Origin of the sequence: Streptococcus parasanguinis (genome assembly GCF_016648925.1) — a bacterium.
Lineage (GTDB): Bacteria > Bacillota > Bacilli > Lactobacillales > Streptococcaceae > Streptococcus.
The window spans coordinates 108,220-124,232 of record NZ_JACLQX010000002.1 but is presented as its reverse complement, the minus strand read 5'-3'; the positions used below and the strand labels follow the sequence as shown (position 1 = coordinate 124,232).

The window sequence follows — 16,013 nt, the reverse complement described above, 5'->3', positions numbered from 1 at the left end:
AGATTTCTTGTAAAAAGCCAGAAAATCTTTTACAATAAAAAGTGCTTGGAGGAAAGTATGACAGCAAATCAGATCGTAAGAGTGATCCCAGTCTTGAAAGTGAATAACCGAAATGTCAATCAACGCTTTTATGAAGAGACATTGGGAATGAAAGTATTAGTGGAAGAAGGAGCTCTCCTATCTTTAGGAGATGCCTCAAAAGTAGAGAAAATTGTCTTAGAAGAGTCACCGAGTATGCGTTCGCGTAAGGTCGAAGGTCCAAAGAAATTGGGTCGCATCGTGGTGAAAGTGGCACAAGCTCAAGAAATTGATTATTTGTTGGCCCGCCAGCCAGAAACAAGCGCCCTTTACCAAGGAGCTAATGGTCGCGCCTTTGAAGTTGTGTCTCCTCAAGGAGATACCATTTTCGTGCATGCTGAAGAAAATCTTGAAAGCCTAGAACCGTTGGAGAAAGCGCCTCTTGTTGACGTGCCAGAAGATTTCAAAGGTTTGACCAGCTTTGATGTGGACTTTCTTGAGGTCAATGTGGCCGATTTTGCTGAGGCTGAGAAGTTCTATAGCAACTTGCCAGCTTTGGCCCACTTTATCCATTTGCAGGAAGCTCAAGGAGAAGATCTCCAAGTGGAGAACAAGGTGACTTGGGATTTGAGCATGATCAAGGTCGAATTGGCATCTTTTGATGTGGAAGTCGTGAAAGAACGCTTGGGAGAAACTGTCGATTTTGTGCACCGTAAGGGAACTTTCTTGATTGCCAAAGATCCAAGTCAGATTGAACTCTGGTTTGAAGCCAATCAAGATCAGGTCCATATTTCTTATGAAGAATAAGAATGGAGTGATGAGCGTGAATGCAATCATCGAAAAAATTACCGAACAAATCCAAGAAGGCATCTATCCAGGTGCCTCTCTTGCGCTTTACCGCAAGGGTCAGTGGAGTGAGCACTATCTGGGACTAGCGGATCCTGAAAAAGGAGAGTCAGTAGTGGCTGACCTGGTCTATGATTTGGCCAGTGTCAGTAAGGTCGTCGGAGTCGCTACCATCTGTGCTTTTTTGTATGCGAAAGGGGAGCTTCCGCTCGATCGTCCCTTTAAAGAGTTTTACCCGCGTTTTGCTCATGAGAAGACGACCATCCGGGAACTCTTGACCCATACTTCTGGGCTGGATCCTTTTATCCCCAACCGGGATCAATTGGATGCGAGACAGTTGAAAACAGCTCTTGAAAATTTGCAGTTGAAAGAAGACAAGAGTTTTCATTACACCGACGTCAATTTTCTTCTGCTGGGCTTTTGGTTAGAAGACAGGTTTCACCAGCCCTTGGATCGTTTATTTGAAGAGCTGATCTTTACACCTTGGAAGATGACAGAGACACGGTTTGGACCGGTCGAAAAGGCGGTGCCAACGGTCCGTGGCCTTGCTTCTGGAAGTGTTCATGATCCCAAAGCGAGAGTATTGGGCTGTCATGCGGGAAGTGCTGGACTTTTTTCAACTGTTGCTGATCTAGAGCGCTTCTTAGAGCATTATCTGAAGGATGATTTTGCGCGTGACTTGTCTCAGAATTTTGCGCGTGAAGAGGGCAAGACCCGCGCTCTCGGATGGAATCTAGAGGGTGACTGGTTGGATCATACGGGCTATACTGGAACCTTCATCATGTACAATCGAAAGAGGCAGGAAGCTGTGATCTTTTTGTCTAACCGGACCTATGAGAAGGACGAACGGGCCCAATGGATCTTAGACCGCAACTCTTTGATGGACTTGATCAAACAAGAATGTGAAAAATAGAAATGGATGGCTGGGATGACGGATCCCGGCCTTTTCTTGTCTGTCCATAAGAAGGAGCTCTTCTGGGTGATTCATTTTTGGACTCCGTCTTAGGTTGGATTTCCTTCAAAAGCATCGCTTTTTTGGCTGATTTATATTAAAATAGTAATGACCTTAGTAGAGCGAGATGAATATGCATAAAGAGATAGGCGTCGGAAAGGCGCATAGTAAAATTATCTTAATTGGAGAGCATGCGGTGGTTTATGGTTATCCGGCTATTGCCCTGCCACTCCATCATATCGAAGTGATCTGCCAGATCATCCCGGCAGACAGTCCATGGATTTTGTTTGAAGATGACACATTGTCCATGGCGGTTTTTGCGTCTCTTGAGCACCTCGGGATTCGTGAGGCCCGGATTCGCTGTCGGATTCAGTCTATGGTACCGGAAAAACGGGGGATGGGGTCCTCTGCGGCGGTCAGTATCGCAGCTATTCGTGCAGTTTTTGACTATTATCAAGAGGAGCTGGACGATGAGACCTTAGAAATCCTGGTCAATCGAGCAGAAACCATTGCCCATATGAATCCAAGCGGTCTGGATGCCAAGACTTGTCTGAGCGATCAAGCCATTAAATTCATCCGGAATGTCGGCTTTTACCCGCTGGAGCTGGGTATAAAAGCGAGTTTGGTGATTGCGGATACGGGGATTCACGGCAATACCCGTGAGGCGATTCAAAAGGTTGAAGCTAAAGGGCAGGAAGTTTTGTCCCATTTCCATGAGATTGGTCAGTTGACCCAGCAGGTAGAAGCGGCTCTGAAAGAAAAAGATCTCATTGGCCTTGGGCAGGCTCTTACAGCTTGTCATGACCACTTGAGAGCCGTTGGTGTCAGCTGTAAAGAAGCAGATCACCTGGTCGCCGTTGCCCTTGAAAATGGGGCCTTAGGGGCTAAAATGAGTGGGGGCGGTCTTGGAGGCTGTGTGATTGCCCTCGTCAAGGATTCTCGTGAAGCAGAAACCATTGCCCATGCATTAGAAAAAGAAGGAGCGCACCATACATGGATCGAAAACCTGTAAAGGCTAAGTCCTATGCCAATATCGCGATTATCAAATACTGGGGAAAAGAAGATGCCAAACAGATGGTCCCTTCGACCAGTTCGATTTCGTTAACCTTAGAGAATATGTATACAGAGACCCGTCTGTCTCCCTTGCCAGCAGATGCGACTGCGCATGAGTTTTATATCGATGGAAAATTCCAAAATCCAGCTGAGCAAGCCAAAATTGGAGCTGTGATTGATAGCTTGAAGCCAACAAATGAAGCGAGATTTGTTCGGGTGGATACCAGCAACAACATGCCAACCGCAGCAGGCTTGTCCTCTAGCTCGAGCGGCCTCTCTGCTCTCGTCAAGGCTTGCAATCAGTATTATGATTTGGGCTTGAGCCAGGAGGAATTGGCTCAAAAAGCCAAGTTTGCTTCGGGCTCTTCTTCGCGGTCTTTCTTTGGCCCTTTAGCAGCCTGGGACAAAGAAAGTGGAGAAATTTATAAGGTCAAAACAGACCTAAAACTCGCGATGATCATGCTGGTTCTCAATGACAAGCAAAAGCCCGTTTCCAGCCGGGAAGGGATGAAACGCTGCATGGAGACTTCGACTAATTTCAAAGAATGGATCGAAGAGTCTCGACAAGATTACAAGGACATGCTGGGCTATCTAGCTGCCAATGATTTTGAACAGGTCGGTCAGCTGACAGAGCGCAATGCCCTTGCTATGCATGCGACGACTAGAACAGCCACTCCAGCCTTTAGCTACTTGACAGAAGAAAGCCACAAAGCCATGGACTTTGTCCGTGAGCTTCGCGCTGCAGGCCATGCTTGTTACTTTACCATGGATGCAGGGCCAAACGTTAAAGTCCTCTGTTTAGAAGAAGACTTGGATCAGCTGGTACCTTTATTTGATGCCCGCTATCGGACCATCGTATCTAAGACAAAGGACCCTCAAGATGAAGACTAAGTATCAGGTACAGACTGGAGGTAAGCTCTATCTAGCTGGAGAATACGCGGTGCTAACACCTGGTTATGGAGCTGTGATTCAGTTTATTCCTATTTATCTGTTAGCTACCATCCAAGAAGCAACAGCCTACCAGCTAGCCTCAGATCTCTTTGGTTACCAGGTGGATTTGACTCCAAATAAGGACTACGCCTTGATTCAAGAGACCATTCAGCTCATGGAAGAGTGGCTGAAAGATCAGGGAATAACCCCTAAACCCTTTGATCTTCACCTTAGAGGAACACTGGGCGAAGAGGGGAAAAAGTATGGGATTGGTTCCAGCGGAAGTGTGGTCTTGCTCGTGATCAAGGCCATGGCTGCTCTGTATGAGTTAGACTTAAATCCAGATCTGCTCTTTCGACTAGCAACAGTTGTCTTGGTGCAAAGAGGGGACAATGGTTCCATGGGCGATTTGGCTTGTATTGCTTACGAGGACTTGATTTATTACCAATCCTTTGATCGGGCTTGGTTGCATGAAGTATTGACCTCTCAGCCCCTTTCACAAGTTTTAGACCTGGATTGGGACTACCAGATCCGCTCGATCCAGCCAGCCATCGCTTATGATTTTCTGGTTGGTTGGACCAAGGAACCGGCCATTTCAAGTGATTTGATCCGCCAGGTTAAGGGAGCGATCAAGGAAGATTTTCTTCAGGAGAGCCAGAGCGCAGTGAAGAATCTTGAAAAAGGCCTCCGTGAAGGGAATCAAAAAGAAATTGAGACCAGTATCAAACGTGCGGATAAGAACCTAAAGTCTTTGAACACTTTGATCTATACCCCAGCTCTAAAAGAGCTACAAGAAGCGACAGAGGGCCTTTCTGCCTGTGCCAAATCCAGTGGTGCTGGAGGAGGCGACTGTGGGATCGCCCTTAGTTTTGACCCAGTTGAGACTCAGACCTTGATAGACCGCTGGAAGGAAAAGAATATTGAAGTCATTTACCAAGAAAGGATGGGAGATTCGTGAGCGAAAATCGAAAAGACCAGCATATTCGCTATGCCTTGGAGCAAAGCTCCTCCTATAATAGCTTTGATGAGATCGAGCTGATTCACCGATCCCTCCCCCTTGTGGATCTAGCGGAGATTGATTTGACAACCCATTTCGCAGGGCGTGATTGGGAGGTCCCTTTTTATATCAATGCTATGACAGGCGGGAGTAAACGGGCCAAAGAGATCAATCAAAAGTTGGCAGCAGTAGCCGAAGCCTGTGGGATTCTCTTTGTGACTGGCTCTTACAGCGCGGCACTGAAGGATCCGAGCGATCAATCGTATGCGGTCAAAAAAGACCATCCTCACCTTCTTTTAGCGACCAATATTGGCATCGATAAAGAGCCAGATTTGGGCTTGCGAACAGTGGAAGAGCTACACCCTCTCTTTCTTCAAGTTCATGTGAATCTGATGCAAGAGTTGCTCATGCCCGAAGGGGAGCGGATTTTCCACACTTGGAAAGACCATCTCAAGAGCTATGGGCAGGGCTTTCCAGTACCTGTAGTCCTGAAGGAAGTTGGCTTTGGTATGGATCCCAAAACAGTTCAGGCAGCGCTAGATGCTGGGATCAAAACCGTCGATATTTCTGGTCGTGGTGGCACTAGTTTTGCCTATATTGAGAATCGTCGTGGTGGCAATCGCGCTTATCTGGATGATTGGGGACAGTCAACGGCGCAGTGTCTCATACAGTTACAGGATCAGATGGATCAGATTGAGATCCTCGCAAGTGGGGGCATCCGTCATCCCCTTGATATGGTCAAGGCCTTAGTCCTTGGAGCGCGTGGCGTAGGACTTTCCCGTGTTTTTCTTGAGATGGTAGAGACTAAGAGCATTGAAGAAGTAATCGTCCTTGTCCAAGGATGGAAAGAAGACCTAAGATTGCTCCTTTGTGCGCTCGGTTGTCAGAACCTGAAAGAGCTCCGTGAAGTCGACTATCTCCTCTATGGAAAGTTGTGGCAAGCTCAGCAACAGAAAAAATGAAGAAAAATCATTTTAGAAACTTTCCTTAGGTGAGTACGGAGGTTAGGTGAAATTATCCAGTGGATGATTTCAGCAATCCAGGAAGTTCCATGACTAATTAAGATACAAAGGGCTTCTACGGATAAAGTCAAAATAGGAAGTTTGACGCAGAATCTTTCGATTCTAGGAGAACTTATCTTTTTGACACAATCCGTAGCCCGTGTTCAATTAGTTTTGAACCTAAGGTTTCAAAACTCCCGAGTGCCTGAAACAAAAACGTTTCAGGCACTTTTCTCACGGCGGAAAGTTTTCGTATATTATTATTCATTTTGAAAATTAGAACTCTTTTATAGTTCTTTGAAGAATCACTTAACTTATTTTACTTAAAAATTAGTTCCTATTCGTTTAGGATTGGCAAAATAAGCCAATTCTTTCTTTTTTTTGAAAAAGTGTTCTCCTCAAAAATTCTGATAGTTTACGAATCGTTTACGGTTGATGGAATCGCTTGCAAAATAGGCTTGTAAAAGAGTATACTAAATAAGGAAAAACATTTTTAAAAGGAGTTTAGGATGAAGAAGCACTATTTTCGATCAGCTGTAGCAGCCTTGCTTCCGCTTTTGTTGATTGCTCAACCTGTTGAGGCTTGTACAGGGTTCATCATCGGGAAGAAACTGACTGCCGATGGTTCGACCTTGGTAGGGCGTACCGAAGATTTAGAACCCAACCATAATAAAAATTTTGTGGTCAGAGAGCGTGTCTACAATAAAAAAGGAGCCATTTTTGAAGATGCTGCCAACGGTTTTCAATATCCCTTGCCAGAGATTAGCTATAAGTATACAGCGGTTCCAGATGTCACCCCTGATCAGGGAATTTTTGACGAAGCAGGATTCAATGAATATGGGGTTTCCATTTCTGCCACTGTATCTGCTTCAGCAAATGATAAGATCCAAAAAGTGGATCCCTATGTTAAGGATGGCCTCGCAGAATCGGGCTTGACCAGTATCGTTCTCCCTAGTGTGAAAACCGCAAGAGAAGGGGTTGAACTCATTGCTAAAATCGTCGAAGAAAAAGGCGCTGCAGAAGGAAATATTGTGACCATTGCCGATAAAGAAGGCGTCTGGTATATGGAAATCCTATCTGGCCATCAATATGCAGCGATTCTCTTCCCAGAGGATCGATTTGCGGTCTTTCCAAATACCTTCTTCTTAGGGCATGTCGATCAATCGGATACCGAACGCACGATCGCTTCAAAAGATCTTGAAAAAGTCGCCAAAGAAGCCAATAGCTATAAGGAAGTGGACGGAAAATTCCACGTTTCTCAATCCTATAATCCGCCTTTGCAAGAAGCAGATCGCTCTCGGGTTTGGTCGGGAATCAAATCGCTAGACCCAAGCTCTCCTGTTAAATATGACGATGCGTCCTTTGACCTTCTTCATACAACCGATCGAAAATTAACCCTCCGCGATGCTATGAATCTCCAACGCAATCGTTTGGAAGGAACCAAATATAAACCACAGGATCAAATGGAGTTGGATGGAAAAGGCATTCCGAAAAAAGGGGAGTTTGATGCGGTTTATAAATATCCTATTTCCAATCCAAATGTCATGGAGGCCCATATTTTCCAACTGAAAGATGATGTCCCAGCGAGTGCAGGTGGAGGCACCATGTGGCTGTCAATGGGTAGTCCACGAAATGCTCCATACTTACCGTACTATGGCAATATTCTCAACACCTATCAAGCCTACCAAGAATTAGGGGATCATTACAATGATCGCTCTTGGTATTGGACCATTTCAAGAATCAATGACCTTGTGGCCAAGTATCCAGATTTATTCGAAGATGGGGCGATTCGTACTGAAATGGAACGGTTGGAGTCTCAGTGGATGGTCGAACAAGATCTGAGTGATCAGGAACAAATTGCTCTTGCTTCTCAGCCTGAAGAAGCTAGTAAGAAGGCAACAGAGGAAAGCTTAGCAAGAGCTGAGAAGACCTTCGAACGCTTGCAAGAAATCAGAAAAGAAGCAGAACAAAAGGTGGCAGATGAACACGGAAAAAGTGCCCTGCAAGATCTAGATGACGAAGAAGATGCTGCTTATGAAGAGAAGATTGATCTCGTTGATTTTGACTATGATTACATTCTAGCAGCAGGCTTGTTCGGGGCAACCCTTCTAGCGATTGTGATCTACCTGATTCGCTCAAAGAAACAAAAGGGAGGAAAACAAGATGACTAAAATTCAAAGAGCCTCTATCTATCTTTTTCTACTGTTTGCAGGAATTGGCTTGGAGTTTGAACTCGGTCATCTTTCTCAACAAGAATTTAGCCAGTCTGCAGGCAGAGACTTAGTCTTAAACTTGTCTGTCTTAGCTGCTATTATTATCCCGCTTTATCTCTTTTCAAAACGATTGGCCAAGCAGTTGTCTGTCCCAACTTATGTCTTATGGATTGCCATGTTTGGAGGAGCCTTCGTAGCAGGCTGGTTGAGCTTTTCAGGCAATAGCTTGATTGATATTATAAATAGCCATGTGATCAAGGATGCCACTGTCTTTAACAAGTGGACCGATGCCTTGACGGCCCCATTTTCAGAGGAATTCTTTAAGGCTCTAGTTGCCTTTTGGGTTGTCTTGATGGTTGGCAAGAAAGATCTAAAAGCGATTCTAATTGCAGGCTTGGGCTCTGGCTTTGGTTTTCAAATCATTGAGGATTTAGGATACGTTGCCCGCCAAACCAAAACCAGCCAATTAGCCGCTGTCACTGAGGCCATCAACCGGATCTCTGGTGGATTAGCTTCACATGCCCTCTATACAGCTGTTGTATCAGTTGGTGTCTTCCTTTTGTTGTCTCAAGTGACCCAGCAAAAGGAAAAACTCTTTGGGCTCTGGTGTGTTCTCTCGACAGTAGCCAATCACTTCTTATGGAACTCTCCGTTTTATGAAACAGACCATCGGATTAATCTTCTCGTCGGACTGCTCTTTGCCGTCCAAGTAGGGACCTTTATCGAAGTGGTGCTCTATACCAAGAAACATCCCGAGTTGCCATTTTTAAAACAATAAGAAAATTTTTTCAAACACAAAAGAACTAAGACGTGGGTCTTAGTTCTTTTATTTTCTCAATTCTTGTAAGAGTGTTTGTGCCTTTTCTAAATTAAAGGGTTTGTTTTCAAGGAGTTGGCTGACCAATCGGGGAACTTCCTCTTCCTTAGCTCCTGCTAGAAGGGCTAGGGAGCGTGCTTGGAGTTTCATATGTCCTGCTTGGATCCCTGTAGTCACTAAGGCTTTCAAGGCAGCGAAATTCTGTGCTAAACCGAGAGAAGCGATGATACCTGCTAATTCAATAGCAGAAGGCTCTCCTAGCAAACGGTGGCTGACTTGAACTGTTGGGTTGAGGCCAATCGAGCCTCCTTTTGTCGCAACCGGCATTGGTAGGGTGATCTCTCCATAGAGTTTTTTCTCTTCCGGATGACTTGTCCAGTGACTCAAACCCTTGTAAGAACCACTTTGTGCAGCATAGGCATGGGCTCCTGCTTCGATGGCCCGCCAGTCATTACCTGTCGCAAGGACCAGGGCATCAATCCCGTTAAAAATTCCCTTGTTATGTGTGGCTGCACGGTAAGGATCCACTTTAGCCAGTTGGCTAGCTAGCTCCATTCGGTGGGCAATCTCAATGGCTTCTTCAGGATTTCGACTCAGTGCTTTAAAATCGATGGCACACCGTGCACTCACCAAAGAGCGCGTGGCTAAGTTGGATAAAATCGCCATTAAGGCCTGTCCACCAGAGAGTTCTTGGATGCGATCGGTCAGCGCTTCCAGCATCGTGTTGAGCATATTGGCCCCCATGGCTTCTTTAGGGTCAACCGCCAAGTAGACAATAAGAAAGTCTCCCTTGTTTTCGACCCAAAGATCCCTCGCTCCACCTCCACGCTTGACGATAGAAGGATAGGCTTCATTAGCCAACTGAAGAAGGGTTTCCTTGTCCTCTAGGATGCGCTTGGTAGCCATTTCTACATCCTTAACATCTGACAGAGCAATCTCACCGATCATTTGGCGCTGGTGCACCTGGGTGGTGAAACCCCCCGAACGTTGAATGAGCTTGGCAGCAAAGCTGGCAGCCGCGACCACGGATGGTTCTTCTGTGACCATGGGAAGGACATAGTCACGACCATTGATCAGGAAATAAGGAGCAAGGCTAAAAGGCAAGTCAAAAGTCGACAAGACATTTTCCGTCAATTGATCTGCAATAGAAAGGGGAAGTCCCTTTTGTTCTTTTAAGATCTGTGCTTCATCCCAAGTTAAGAGGCCTTCCTTCAGTAAGGCCTCTATGCGTTCAGTGGGCGAAAGTTTTGCAAAACCTGGTAATCGTGCCATTATTTTTCTACTTTCTGGTAAGTGCGTTGGTGTTCCTTGATCTCTGTCAAAGCATAAGTTTGAAGCGTAGCAGGCTCAAACACTTGATTGCCACTAGGATCTAGATCTACTTCCTCATAAAATAGTCGTTCGTAGTCAGAAACACTAAGAACCGTACGTTGGTCCAGTCTTTCCATGCGTTTGTGATCTAAGAGTTGCTCAAAACCAGGAACGAGATTGGCGCTAAAGATCTCAGAAACCGCTCCACTTCCATAGCTAAAGAGGGCGATTCGGTCACCAGCTTTGAGTTGGGGGTCATTTTCCAGTAGTGACAGCAAGCCTAGGAAAAGAGATCCAGTGTAGATATTTCCTACGCGTTGGCTGTATAGAATCGATTGATCAAAGTTGTATTGTAATTGATCTTTTTTCTCTTCTGGTACTGACTTATCCAAGATTTTTTTCAAGCCCTTGAGAGCTAATTTTGGATAAGGTAAATGGAAGCAGACGGCCGCAAAGTCTGTCAAGGTAAGGCCAGTCCGTTTCTGGTATTCCGCCCAGGTTGTTTTCAGAGAATCTAGATATTGTTGTGTTGAATAAATTCCATTCACGAAGGGAGTTGTCGCGTAATTTGGACGCCAAAAATCCATGACATCGCGTGTTTGGGCAACATTATCATCGTTAAAAGATAGAATACGAGGATTTTGGCTGATTAGCATGGCAACCGCTCCGGCCCCCTGTGTTGGTTCTCCAGGAGTTCCAATTCCGTATTTAGCAATGTCACTGGCAATGACCAAAACCTTACTCTGTGGGAATTTTTCAACATGGAGTTTAGCATAATCCAAGGCAGCAGTTGCAGCATAGCAGGCTTCTTTCATCTCAAAAGAGCGGGCGAAAGGCTGGATGTCTAGTAAGCCATGGACAAACACAGCAGCAGCCTTACTCTGGTCAATTCCAGATTCTGTCGCAAGAATCACCATGTCGATTGCTTCTTTATCTTCGTCTGTTAAAATATCATCTGCTGCAGTAGCAGCCAATGTGACGATGTCTTCTGTGATCGGTGCAACACTTTGTTCTTTTAAGAGAAGACCCTTGCTCAGTTTTTCGGGATCAGTATCACGAGCAGTAGCCAAATCTTCTAAACGCAAGACATAAGGGCTCGTCGCAAAACCAATCTTATCAATCCCAATTGTCATTCTTAACCTCTTTTTTATTTGATATCTACTAGTATATTTCGTTACTATTTTACCATATTTAAGGGTTAAACTCCCTTGAAAAAGCTAGATCAGCAAGGAAATCATTCTCGGGACCGATTTTGCAATGTTTCAAAGAAAAATAGAGAATCTATAAGAAAAAGCCATCCTCAGATGGCTTTTCAACTCTTATCCTTGCTTATCTTTTTTAGGATTGCTCATGATTCGTATGAAGAGTTCTTTGCATTTGTCTCTTAGAACTTTTTCGTAGAAGACGATTAAAGCGATGTACACAATCGTAAAGTTCAAGGTCAGATAGAACAAGTCAAATGAATTACGGGCATAATCAGTTGCTAATAGATAGGAGGAGAGGGTTCCTAGGATCATCCAAGGAAGATACTTGATATACTTGCTTATCATCATACAGCACCTCGCATACTTTAAAGGATTTGTTTTTTCACTATCATTGTATCCCTTTTAAGTAAAAATGCAAGCGATAACACTTTGAGAAATTGAAAAACCAATGCTAGTTGGCATTGGTCATTTTTCTTTTTTGATGTCGTTGATAAGAATGGTAGAGTTTCAAGACAACAGAGCCACTAGCCATCCCGATGGAGATCACCAAGGCCAGAATAACCACCAGGGTCACGCTGGTTACTGCCTGGCGATATTGGCCACTGACAAAGAAGGAAGTGGTCCGATAGGAAATATATCCTGGAACTAAGGGCGCGAGAATGGACAACATAAAGACCACGACAGGCGTCTTGAGAATGATACTTAAAATCTGACTGATACAGGAGCCGACAATGGCTGCGATAAAGGTTGCAACGATGACATTGGTAGGCCCTTTCAGGATATAGTAAAGTAGCCAGATGCCCATACCGAGGATTCCTCCAGGAATCAACATGGAGCGCTGCACATTTAGGACAATTAAAAAGGTGATGATGGCAATTAAACTGGCCACCGCTTGGATTAAAAAGTCTATTAGATTCATGATTCTATTTCATAAGGACAAGGGCGACCGTTGTACCGGCACCAAGTGCTAGAGTAATGAGGAGAGTCTCAAAGAGTTTGCTCATCCCAGAGTTGAGGTGGTAATTCATCAGATCTCGGACGGCATTGGTCATAGCGATTCCAGGAACGAAGGGCATGACACAGCCTGCGATAATGAGATCGGTATTGGAAGGAAAACCACTATAGCGCGTCCAGATATGGGCCAAAAAACCAAAGACAAATGCGGCCGCAAAGGCAGTGGCAAAGGGGATGCGAACGTATTTCTCAACGACAAGAGAAAAAGCAAAGGCAAAGACAGTCGCAATACCTGCTCCAATCGCATCATAGAAATTTCCCCCAAACATGATGGAGAAGAAAGGCGCACTGAGGGTTGCCGCAATGGTCAACTGGAGATTGGTATAAGGAACGCGCTTATTTTTCAACTCGCTCAGGGCCTGGTAGGCTTGCTCGAGATCTATCTCTCCAGAGACGAGTTGACGAGAGATCTGATTGACATCACAGACCTTTTCAATATTGTAATTAGTCCGCAAGATCCGTTTCATGCGCGTGACATTGGCATTCTCAATTGAAAAGAAAATAGCGACTGGCATCGCTAAAACATTGCAATCGACGATTCCCTGTGAATGGGCGATCCGGATCATGGTATCTTCGACCCGGTGAATCTCAGAACCACTCTCTATCAGGAGGGTTCCAGCTAACATCAGGACGTCGATCACTTGGTTGATCTGTTTTGACTCTTCCATAATTTCCTTCTTACTAAATAATCTGTTTCTATTATAGCAAAAAAGGACGAGAGACAGAACTAAAATTTGACAATTCTAGTTTGTTTCTTATCCTTTCTGAATTCGTTTAGAATAGCTATTGTTTAGGCTTATCATTCGCTAACTCGGGTGGTGGTGCTGCACGGTGCTATCCTGGACTAGAAGGGTTGCTAAAAAGATCAGTGCAATCAGGATAAAGAGCCAAATAATAGCGAAAATAAATGTTAAAAACATAGGATCACCCCTTCTATATTATTTACAGCTCTACTATAACACTTGGAGAAAGCGCTGTCAAACTCTATATGGTAGGCTCTTAAACTCTTTCAAAATTCAGAATACTCTTGCGATGGGGATGAAAAAACCAGCCGTTTCCGACTGGTTTTTAAGACCTATTTGAATCTTAGTTCAAGGCATCATCCATTGAAAGAACTTCGTGGAAGACACGTTGTGTCAATTCAGTTTTTTGTTCTGGAGTGAGGTATTTAGTGTTTACACAGTATCCAGAGATACGAACGATAACGTCTTCACCTGACATGATCTTTTCGTAAACATCGTTCAAGTCCATAACGTTCAAGTTACAGTGTTGTCCACCGTTTTCGAAGTATCCATCAAGGATGGTTACCAAGTTATCAACTTGTTCGTCACGAGTTTTACCAAGAGCACGTGGTGATACTTGAGTAGTGAGTGAGATACCATCAGCTGCGTAACCAAAGTCAAGGCTAGCAAGTGAGTTCAAGTTTTGCAACCATCCACCTTTAGCTTTGTTAGATGGGTTAGCACCTGGTGAGAAGAATTCCAATTTAGATAAGTTCACAGAACCATCTTCGTTGAGGTATACCCCTTTGTGGACTGGTGAGTTACCAGTTTGTTTAGAGTAAGCAACGTTAGAAGTGATGGTAAGAAGTGAAACAGTTGCTTCAGCGTTCTTGTAAAGTTTGTGGCTGCGAAGACGAGTAGTGTAAGCTTCGATCAACCATTCTGCCAATTCGTTAGAACGTGGGTCATCTTCACCCCAACGTGGGTATTCACCGATTGTTTCGTAATCGTAGATGTAGCCATCTTCGTCACGGATTGGTTTAACAGTAGCGTATTTGATTGCTGACAAAGTATCAACAGTGTTGGCAAATCCACAGATACCGAATCCCATGTTAGCGCGTTGGTGAGTTGGCAAGAAGGCCATTTGAACAGCTTCGTAGTTGTACTTATCAGTCATGTAGTGGATGATGTTCAAAGCATCTACGTAAGTGTCTGTCAACCAGTCAAGAGATTTTTCGAAGTTTGCTTTAACAGATTCGAATTCAAGAACTTCGTCACGGATTGGATCGATGTCAAATACTTTGTAGTCTTTATGAACATCGTCGTAACCACCGTTCAAGCCAGTAAGAAGAGCTTTAAGAACGTTAACACGAGCACCGAAGTATTGGATGTTGTGGCGTTGTTCTTCGTTTTCTGGGTCAAGTGGAGATACACAACATGAGATACAGCTCATTTCACCGTATCCGTCTTTGGCCATTGTTGTTACACCTTCGTATTGGATAGAAGAGTGTTTGTGGCTCATGTGCATACAGTAGCGACGGAAGCTATATGGCAATTTGTCAGTCCAAAGAACTGTCAAGTTTGGTTCTGGAGAGTTACCGATGTTGTCCAAAGTGTTCAAGAAACGGTAGTCCATCTTCGTAACACGGTGACGTCCGTCGTTACCCATACCAGCCATAGAAGTTGTGATGAAGGTTGGGTCACCTGAGTACAATTGGTCGTAAGCTTTTGTACGAGCAAATTTAACAGTACGCAATTTCATAACGAAATCGTCAACGAATTCTTGGATTTCTGATTCAGTAAATGTACCACGAGCCAAGTCACGTTCAGCGTAGATATCCAAAACGATTGGCACACGTCCAAGAGAAGTAGCAGCACCGTTGATCACACGGCAGACAGCCATGAAGGCGATGTTTGTCCATTGGATTGCTTCTTTTGTATTGAAGGCAGGACGACGCACGTCTACACCATAAAGGTCACCCAATTTAACAACTTCTTGAAGTGCTTGGTATTGAAGGTTTACTTCTTCACGAAGACGGATTGATTCTTCATCGATTTCAGTAATAGAGTTCCAGTCGTTTGCTTTTTCAGCCATCAAGTAGTCAGCACCGTAAAGAGCCAAACGTGCATAAACCCCGATGATACGTCCACGAGAGTATGCATCTGGAAGACCAGTTACAGTGTGAGCGTGACGTGCACGACGGATGTTTGTAGTATAAGCACGGAAGATACCATCGTTTACAGTTGTAACGTATTTTGTGAAGATTTCATGAACTGCTGGATCTGGTTCGTATCCATTTTCTTTCAAAGTAGTTTCCGCCATACGGATACCACCACGAGGCATGAAGTTCAATTTGAACAATTCATCATTTTGGATACCGAAGATGACTTCGTTTTCTTTGTCGATATATCCAGCTGCGATATCAGCGATAGATGTTGGACGGTTATCGTATGGGAAACGAGTTTCTTCATAATGAGCTTTTGTTTCTTCAACAATCTTCTTGATGTGAAGAGAACGTTCAGTTGGACCAGCTAGGAAGCTTTCATCTCCATCATAAGGTGTATAGTTAGCTTGAACGAAGCGAGAAACGCTTGCTTTTTCTTTCCAATCTTCACCTTTGAAGCCTTCCCAGGCTTTGTCAAAAATATCTTGTGCTTCAACGACTGTTTTAACAACCATTTTTATTTTCCTCTATTGTCTTTCTAGCAACTATATCTGTTGCACTTACAATAGTAGTATACCACACAGAAACCGGTTACACAAAGGCAAATTGCGAAAAACAACAGATTCTTTTATAATACAGTTTCAACTCTTATGTGATACTGTACTACATTTTTGAAAACAAATACGGTTTTCCATCAATTTTCATGTTTTTAGGAAGGGCCGATTTTTGCAATTCTAAAATTTTCTTCTTATAATAGAAAAAAAGGAGG

At 44.2% G+C, this 16,013-nt stretch carries 14 protein-coding genes; 8 read left to right on the top strand and 6 right to left on the bottom strand.

Annotation, left to right across the window (positions count from 1 at the left end; translation table 11 throughout):
- Nucleotides 1–57: 57 nt before the first annotated feature.
- The 8 genes from H7T97_RS01365 (at nt 58) to H7T97_RS01330 (ending at nt 8,788) form a co-directional block, all read left to right on the top strand.
- A complete protein-coding gene (locus H7T97_RS01365) occupies nt 58–825 on the top strand; it encodes a CppA N-terminal domain-containing protein (RefSeq protein WP_024055030.1) in 768 nt (255 codons plus the stop codon).
- A 10-nt stretch (nt 826–835) separates the two neighbouring features.
- Nucleotides 836–1,777, top strand: a complete 942-nt coding sequence (locus tag H7T97_RS01360; protein WP_037613944.1) for a serine hydrolase domain-containing protein — start codon at nt 836–838, stop codon at nt 1,775–1,777.
- A 172-nt stretch (nt 1,778–1,949) separates the two neighbouring features.
- Nucleotides 1,950–2,828: a mevalonate kinase gene (gene mvk / locus H7T97_RS01355; RefSeq protein WP_009731693.1), complete on the top strand. Its 879-nt coding sequence runs from the start codon at nt 1,950–1,952 to the stop codon at nt 2,826–2,828.
- The gene (gene mvaD, locus H7T97_RS01350) at nt 2,810–3,760 is read left to right on the top strand and encodes a diphosphomevalonate decarboxylase (protein WP_201089074.1); all 951 of its coding nucleotides are present in this window, start codon (nt 2,810–2,812) and stop codon (nt 3,758–3,760) included. The genes mvk and mvaD overlap by 19 nt, the downstream gene beginning before the upstream one ends.
- A complete protein-coding gene (locus H7T97_RS01345; protein ID WP_201089072.1) occupies nt 3,750–4,757 on the top strand; it encodes a phosphomevalonate kinase in 1,008 nt (335 codons plus the stop codon). Before mvaD ends, H7T97_RS01345 begins: the two co-directional genes overlap by 11 nt.
- Nucleotides 4,754–5,758, top strand: coding sequence for a type 2 isopentenyl-diphosphate Delta-isomerase (gene fni, locus H7T97_RS01340; protein WP_201089070.1), 1,005 nt, complete (start codon nt 4,754–4,756; stop codon nt 5,756–5,758). The genes H7T97_RS01345 and fni overlap by 4 nt, the downstream gene beginning before the upstream one ends.
- 548 nt (nt 5,759–6,306) lie before the next feature.
- Nucleotides 6,307–7,968, top strand: a complete 1,662-nt coding sequence (locus tag H7T97_RS01335; RefSeq protein WP_155167279.1) for a C69 family dipeptidase — start codon at nt 6,307–6,309, stop codon at nt 7,966–7,968.
- Nucleotides 7,961–8,788 (top strand): PrsW family glutamic-type intramembrane protease, encoded by an 828-nt coding sequence (locus tag H7T97_RS01330; protein ID WP_155167281.1) that lies wholly within the window; start codon nt 7,961–7,963, stop codon nt 8,786–8,788. Before H7T97_RS01335 ends, H7T97_RS01330 begins: the two co-directional genes overlap by 8 nt.
- Nucleotides 8,789–8,836: 48 nt before the next feature.
- Here the strand turns inward: H7T97_RS01330 and H7T97_RS01325 are convergent, their stop codons facing one another.
- The 6 genes from H7T97_RS01325 to pflB all read right to left on the bottom strand — a co-directional run bounded on the left by H7T97_RS01325 (nt 8,837) and on the right by pflB (nt 15,759).
- Entirely contained in the window at nt 8,837–10,099 is a 1,263-nt protein-coding gene (locus tag H7T97_RS01325; RefSeq protein ID WP_155167283.1) for a hydroxymethylglutaryl-CoA reductase, degradative, read from the bottom strand.
- Nucleotides 10,099–11,271, bottom strand: coding sequence for a hydroxymethylglutaryl-CoA synthase (locus H7T97_RS01320; RefSeq protein ID WP_049490611.1), 1,173 nt, complete (start codon nt 11,269–11,271; stop codon nt 10,099–10,101). Before H7T97_RS01320 ends, H7T97_RS01325 begins: the two co-directional genes overlap by 1 nt.
- Nucleotides 11,272–11,457: 186 nt before the next feature.
- Nucleotides 11,458–11,688 (bottom strand): hypothetical protein, encoded by a 231-nt coding sequence (locus H7T97_RS01315; protein ID WP_045759877.1) that lies wholly within the window; start codon nt 11,686–11,688, stop codon nt 11,458–11,460.
- Between the two features lie 106 nt (nt 11,689–11,794).
- Nucleotides 11,795–12,262, bottom strand: coding sequence for a threonine/serine exporter family protein (locus tag H7T97_RS01310; protein WP_201089068.1), 468 nt, complete (start codon nt 12,260–12,262; stop codon nt 11,795–11,797).
- 4 nt (nt 12,263–12,266) lie between these two features.
- A complete protein-coding gene (locus tag H7T97_RS01305) occupies nt 12,267–13,025 on the bottom strand; it encodes a threonine/serine exporter family protein (RefSeq protein WP_003013402.1) in 759 nt (252 codons plus the stop codon).
- A gap of 418 nt (nt 13,026–13,443) precedes the next feature.
- A complete protein-coding gene (gene pflB / locus H7T97_RS01300) occupies nt 13,444–15,759 on the bottom strand; it encodes a formate C-acetyltransferase (protein ID WP_201089066.1) in 2,316 nt (771 codons plus the stop codon).
- Nucleotides 15,760–16,013 lie beyond the last annotated feature (254 nt).

What these genes read in the sequence shown, in the direction of transcription:
- H7T97_RS01315 (WP_045759877.1), bottom strand. Translation starts at nt 11,688, where the DNA reads ATGATAAGCAAGTATATCAAGTATCTTCCTTGGATGATCCTAGGAACC.
- H7T97_RS01345 (WP_201089072.1), top strand. Translation starts at nt 3,750, where the DNA reads ATGAAGACTAAGTATCAGGTACAGACTGGAGGTAAGCTCTATCTAGCT.
- mvaD (WP_201089074.1), top strand. Translation starts at nt 2,810, where the DNA reads ATGGATCGAAAACCTGTAAAGGCTAAGTCCTATGCCAATATCGCGATT.
- mvk (WP_009731693.1), top strand. Translation starts at nt 1,950, where the DNA reads ATGCATAAAGAGATAGGCGTCGGAAAGGCGCATAGTAAAATTATCTTA.
- H7T97_RS01335 (WP_155167279.1), top strand. Translation starts at nt 6,307, where the DNA reads ATGAAGAAGCACTATTTTCGATCAGCTGTAGCAGCCTTGCTTCCGCTT.
- H7T97_RS01360 (WP_037613944.1), top strand. Translation starts at nt 836, where the DNA reads ATGAGCGTGAATGCAATCATCGAAAAAATTACCGAACAAATCCAAGAA.
- pflB (WP_201089066.1), bottom strand. Translation starts at nt 15,759, where the DNA reads ATGGTTGTTAAAACAGTCGTTGAAGCACAAGATATTTTTGACAAAGCC.
- H7T97_RS01305 (WP_003013402.1), bottom strand. Translation starts at nt 13,025, where the DNA reads ATGGAAGAGTCAAAACAGATCAACCAAGTGATCGACGTCCTGATGTTA.
- H7T97_RS01310 (WP_201089068.1), bottom strand. Translation starts at nt 12,262, where the DNA reads ATGAATCTAATAGACTTTTTAATCCAAGCGGTGGCCAGTTTAATTGCC.
- H7T97_RS01330 (WP_155167281.1), top strand. Translation starts at nt 7,961, where the DNA reads ATGACTAAAATTCAAAGAGCCTCTATCTATCTTTTTCTACTGTTTGCA.
- H7T97_RS01320 (WP_049490611.1), bottom strand. Translation starts at nt 11,271, where the DNA reads ATGACAATTGGGATTGATAAGATTGGTTTTGCGACGAGCCCTTATGTC.
- H7T97_RS01365 (WP_024055030.1), top strand. Translation starts at nt 58, where the DNA reads ATGACAGCAAATCAGATCGTAAGAGTGATCCCAGTCTTGAAAGTGAAT.
- H7T97_RS01325 (WP_155167283.1), bottom strand. Translation starts at nt 10,099, where the DNA reads ATGGCACGATTACCAGGTTTTGCAAAACTTTCGCCCACTGAACGCATA.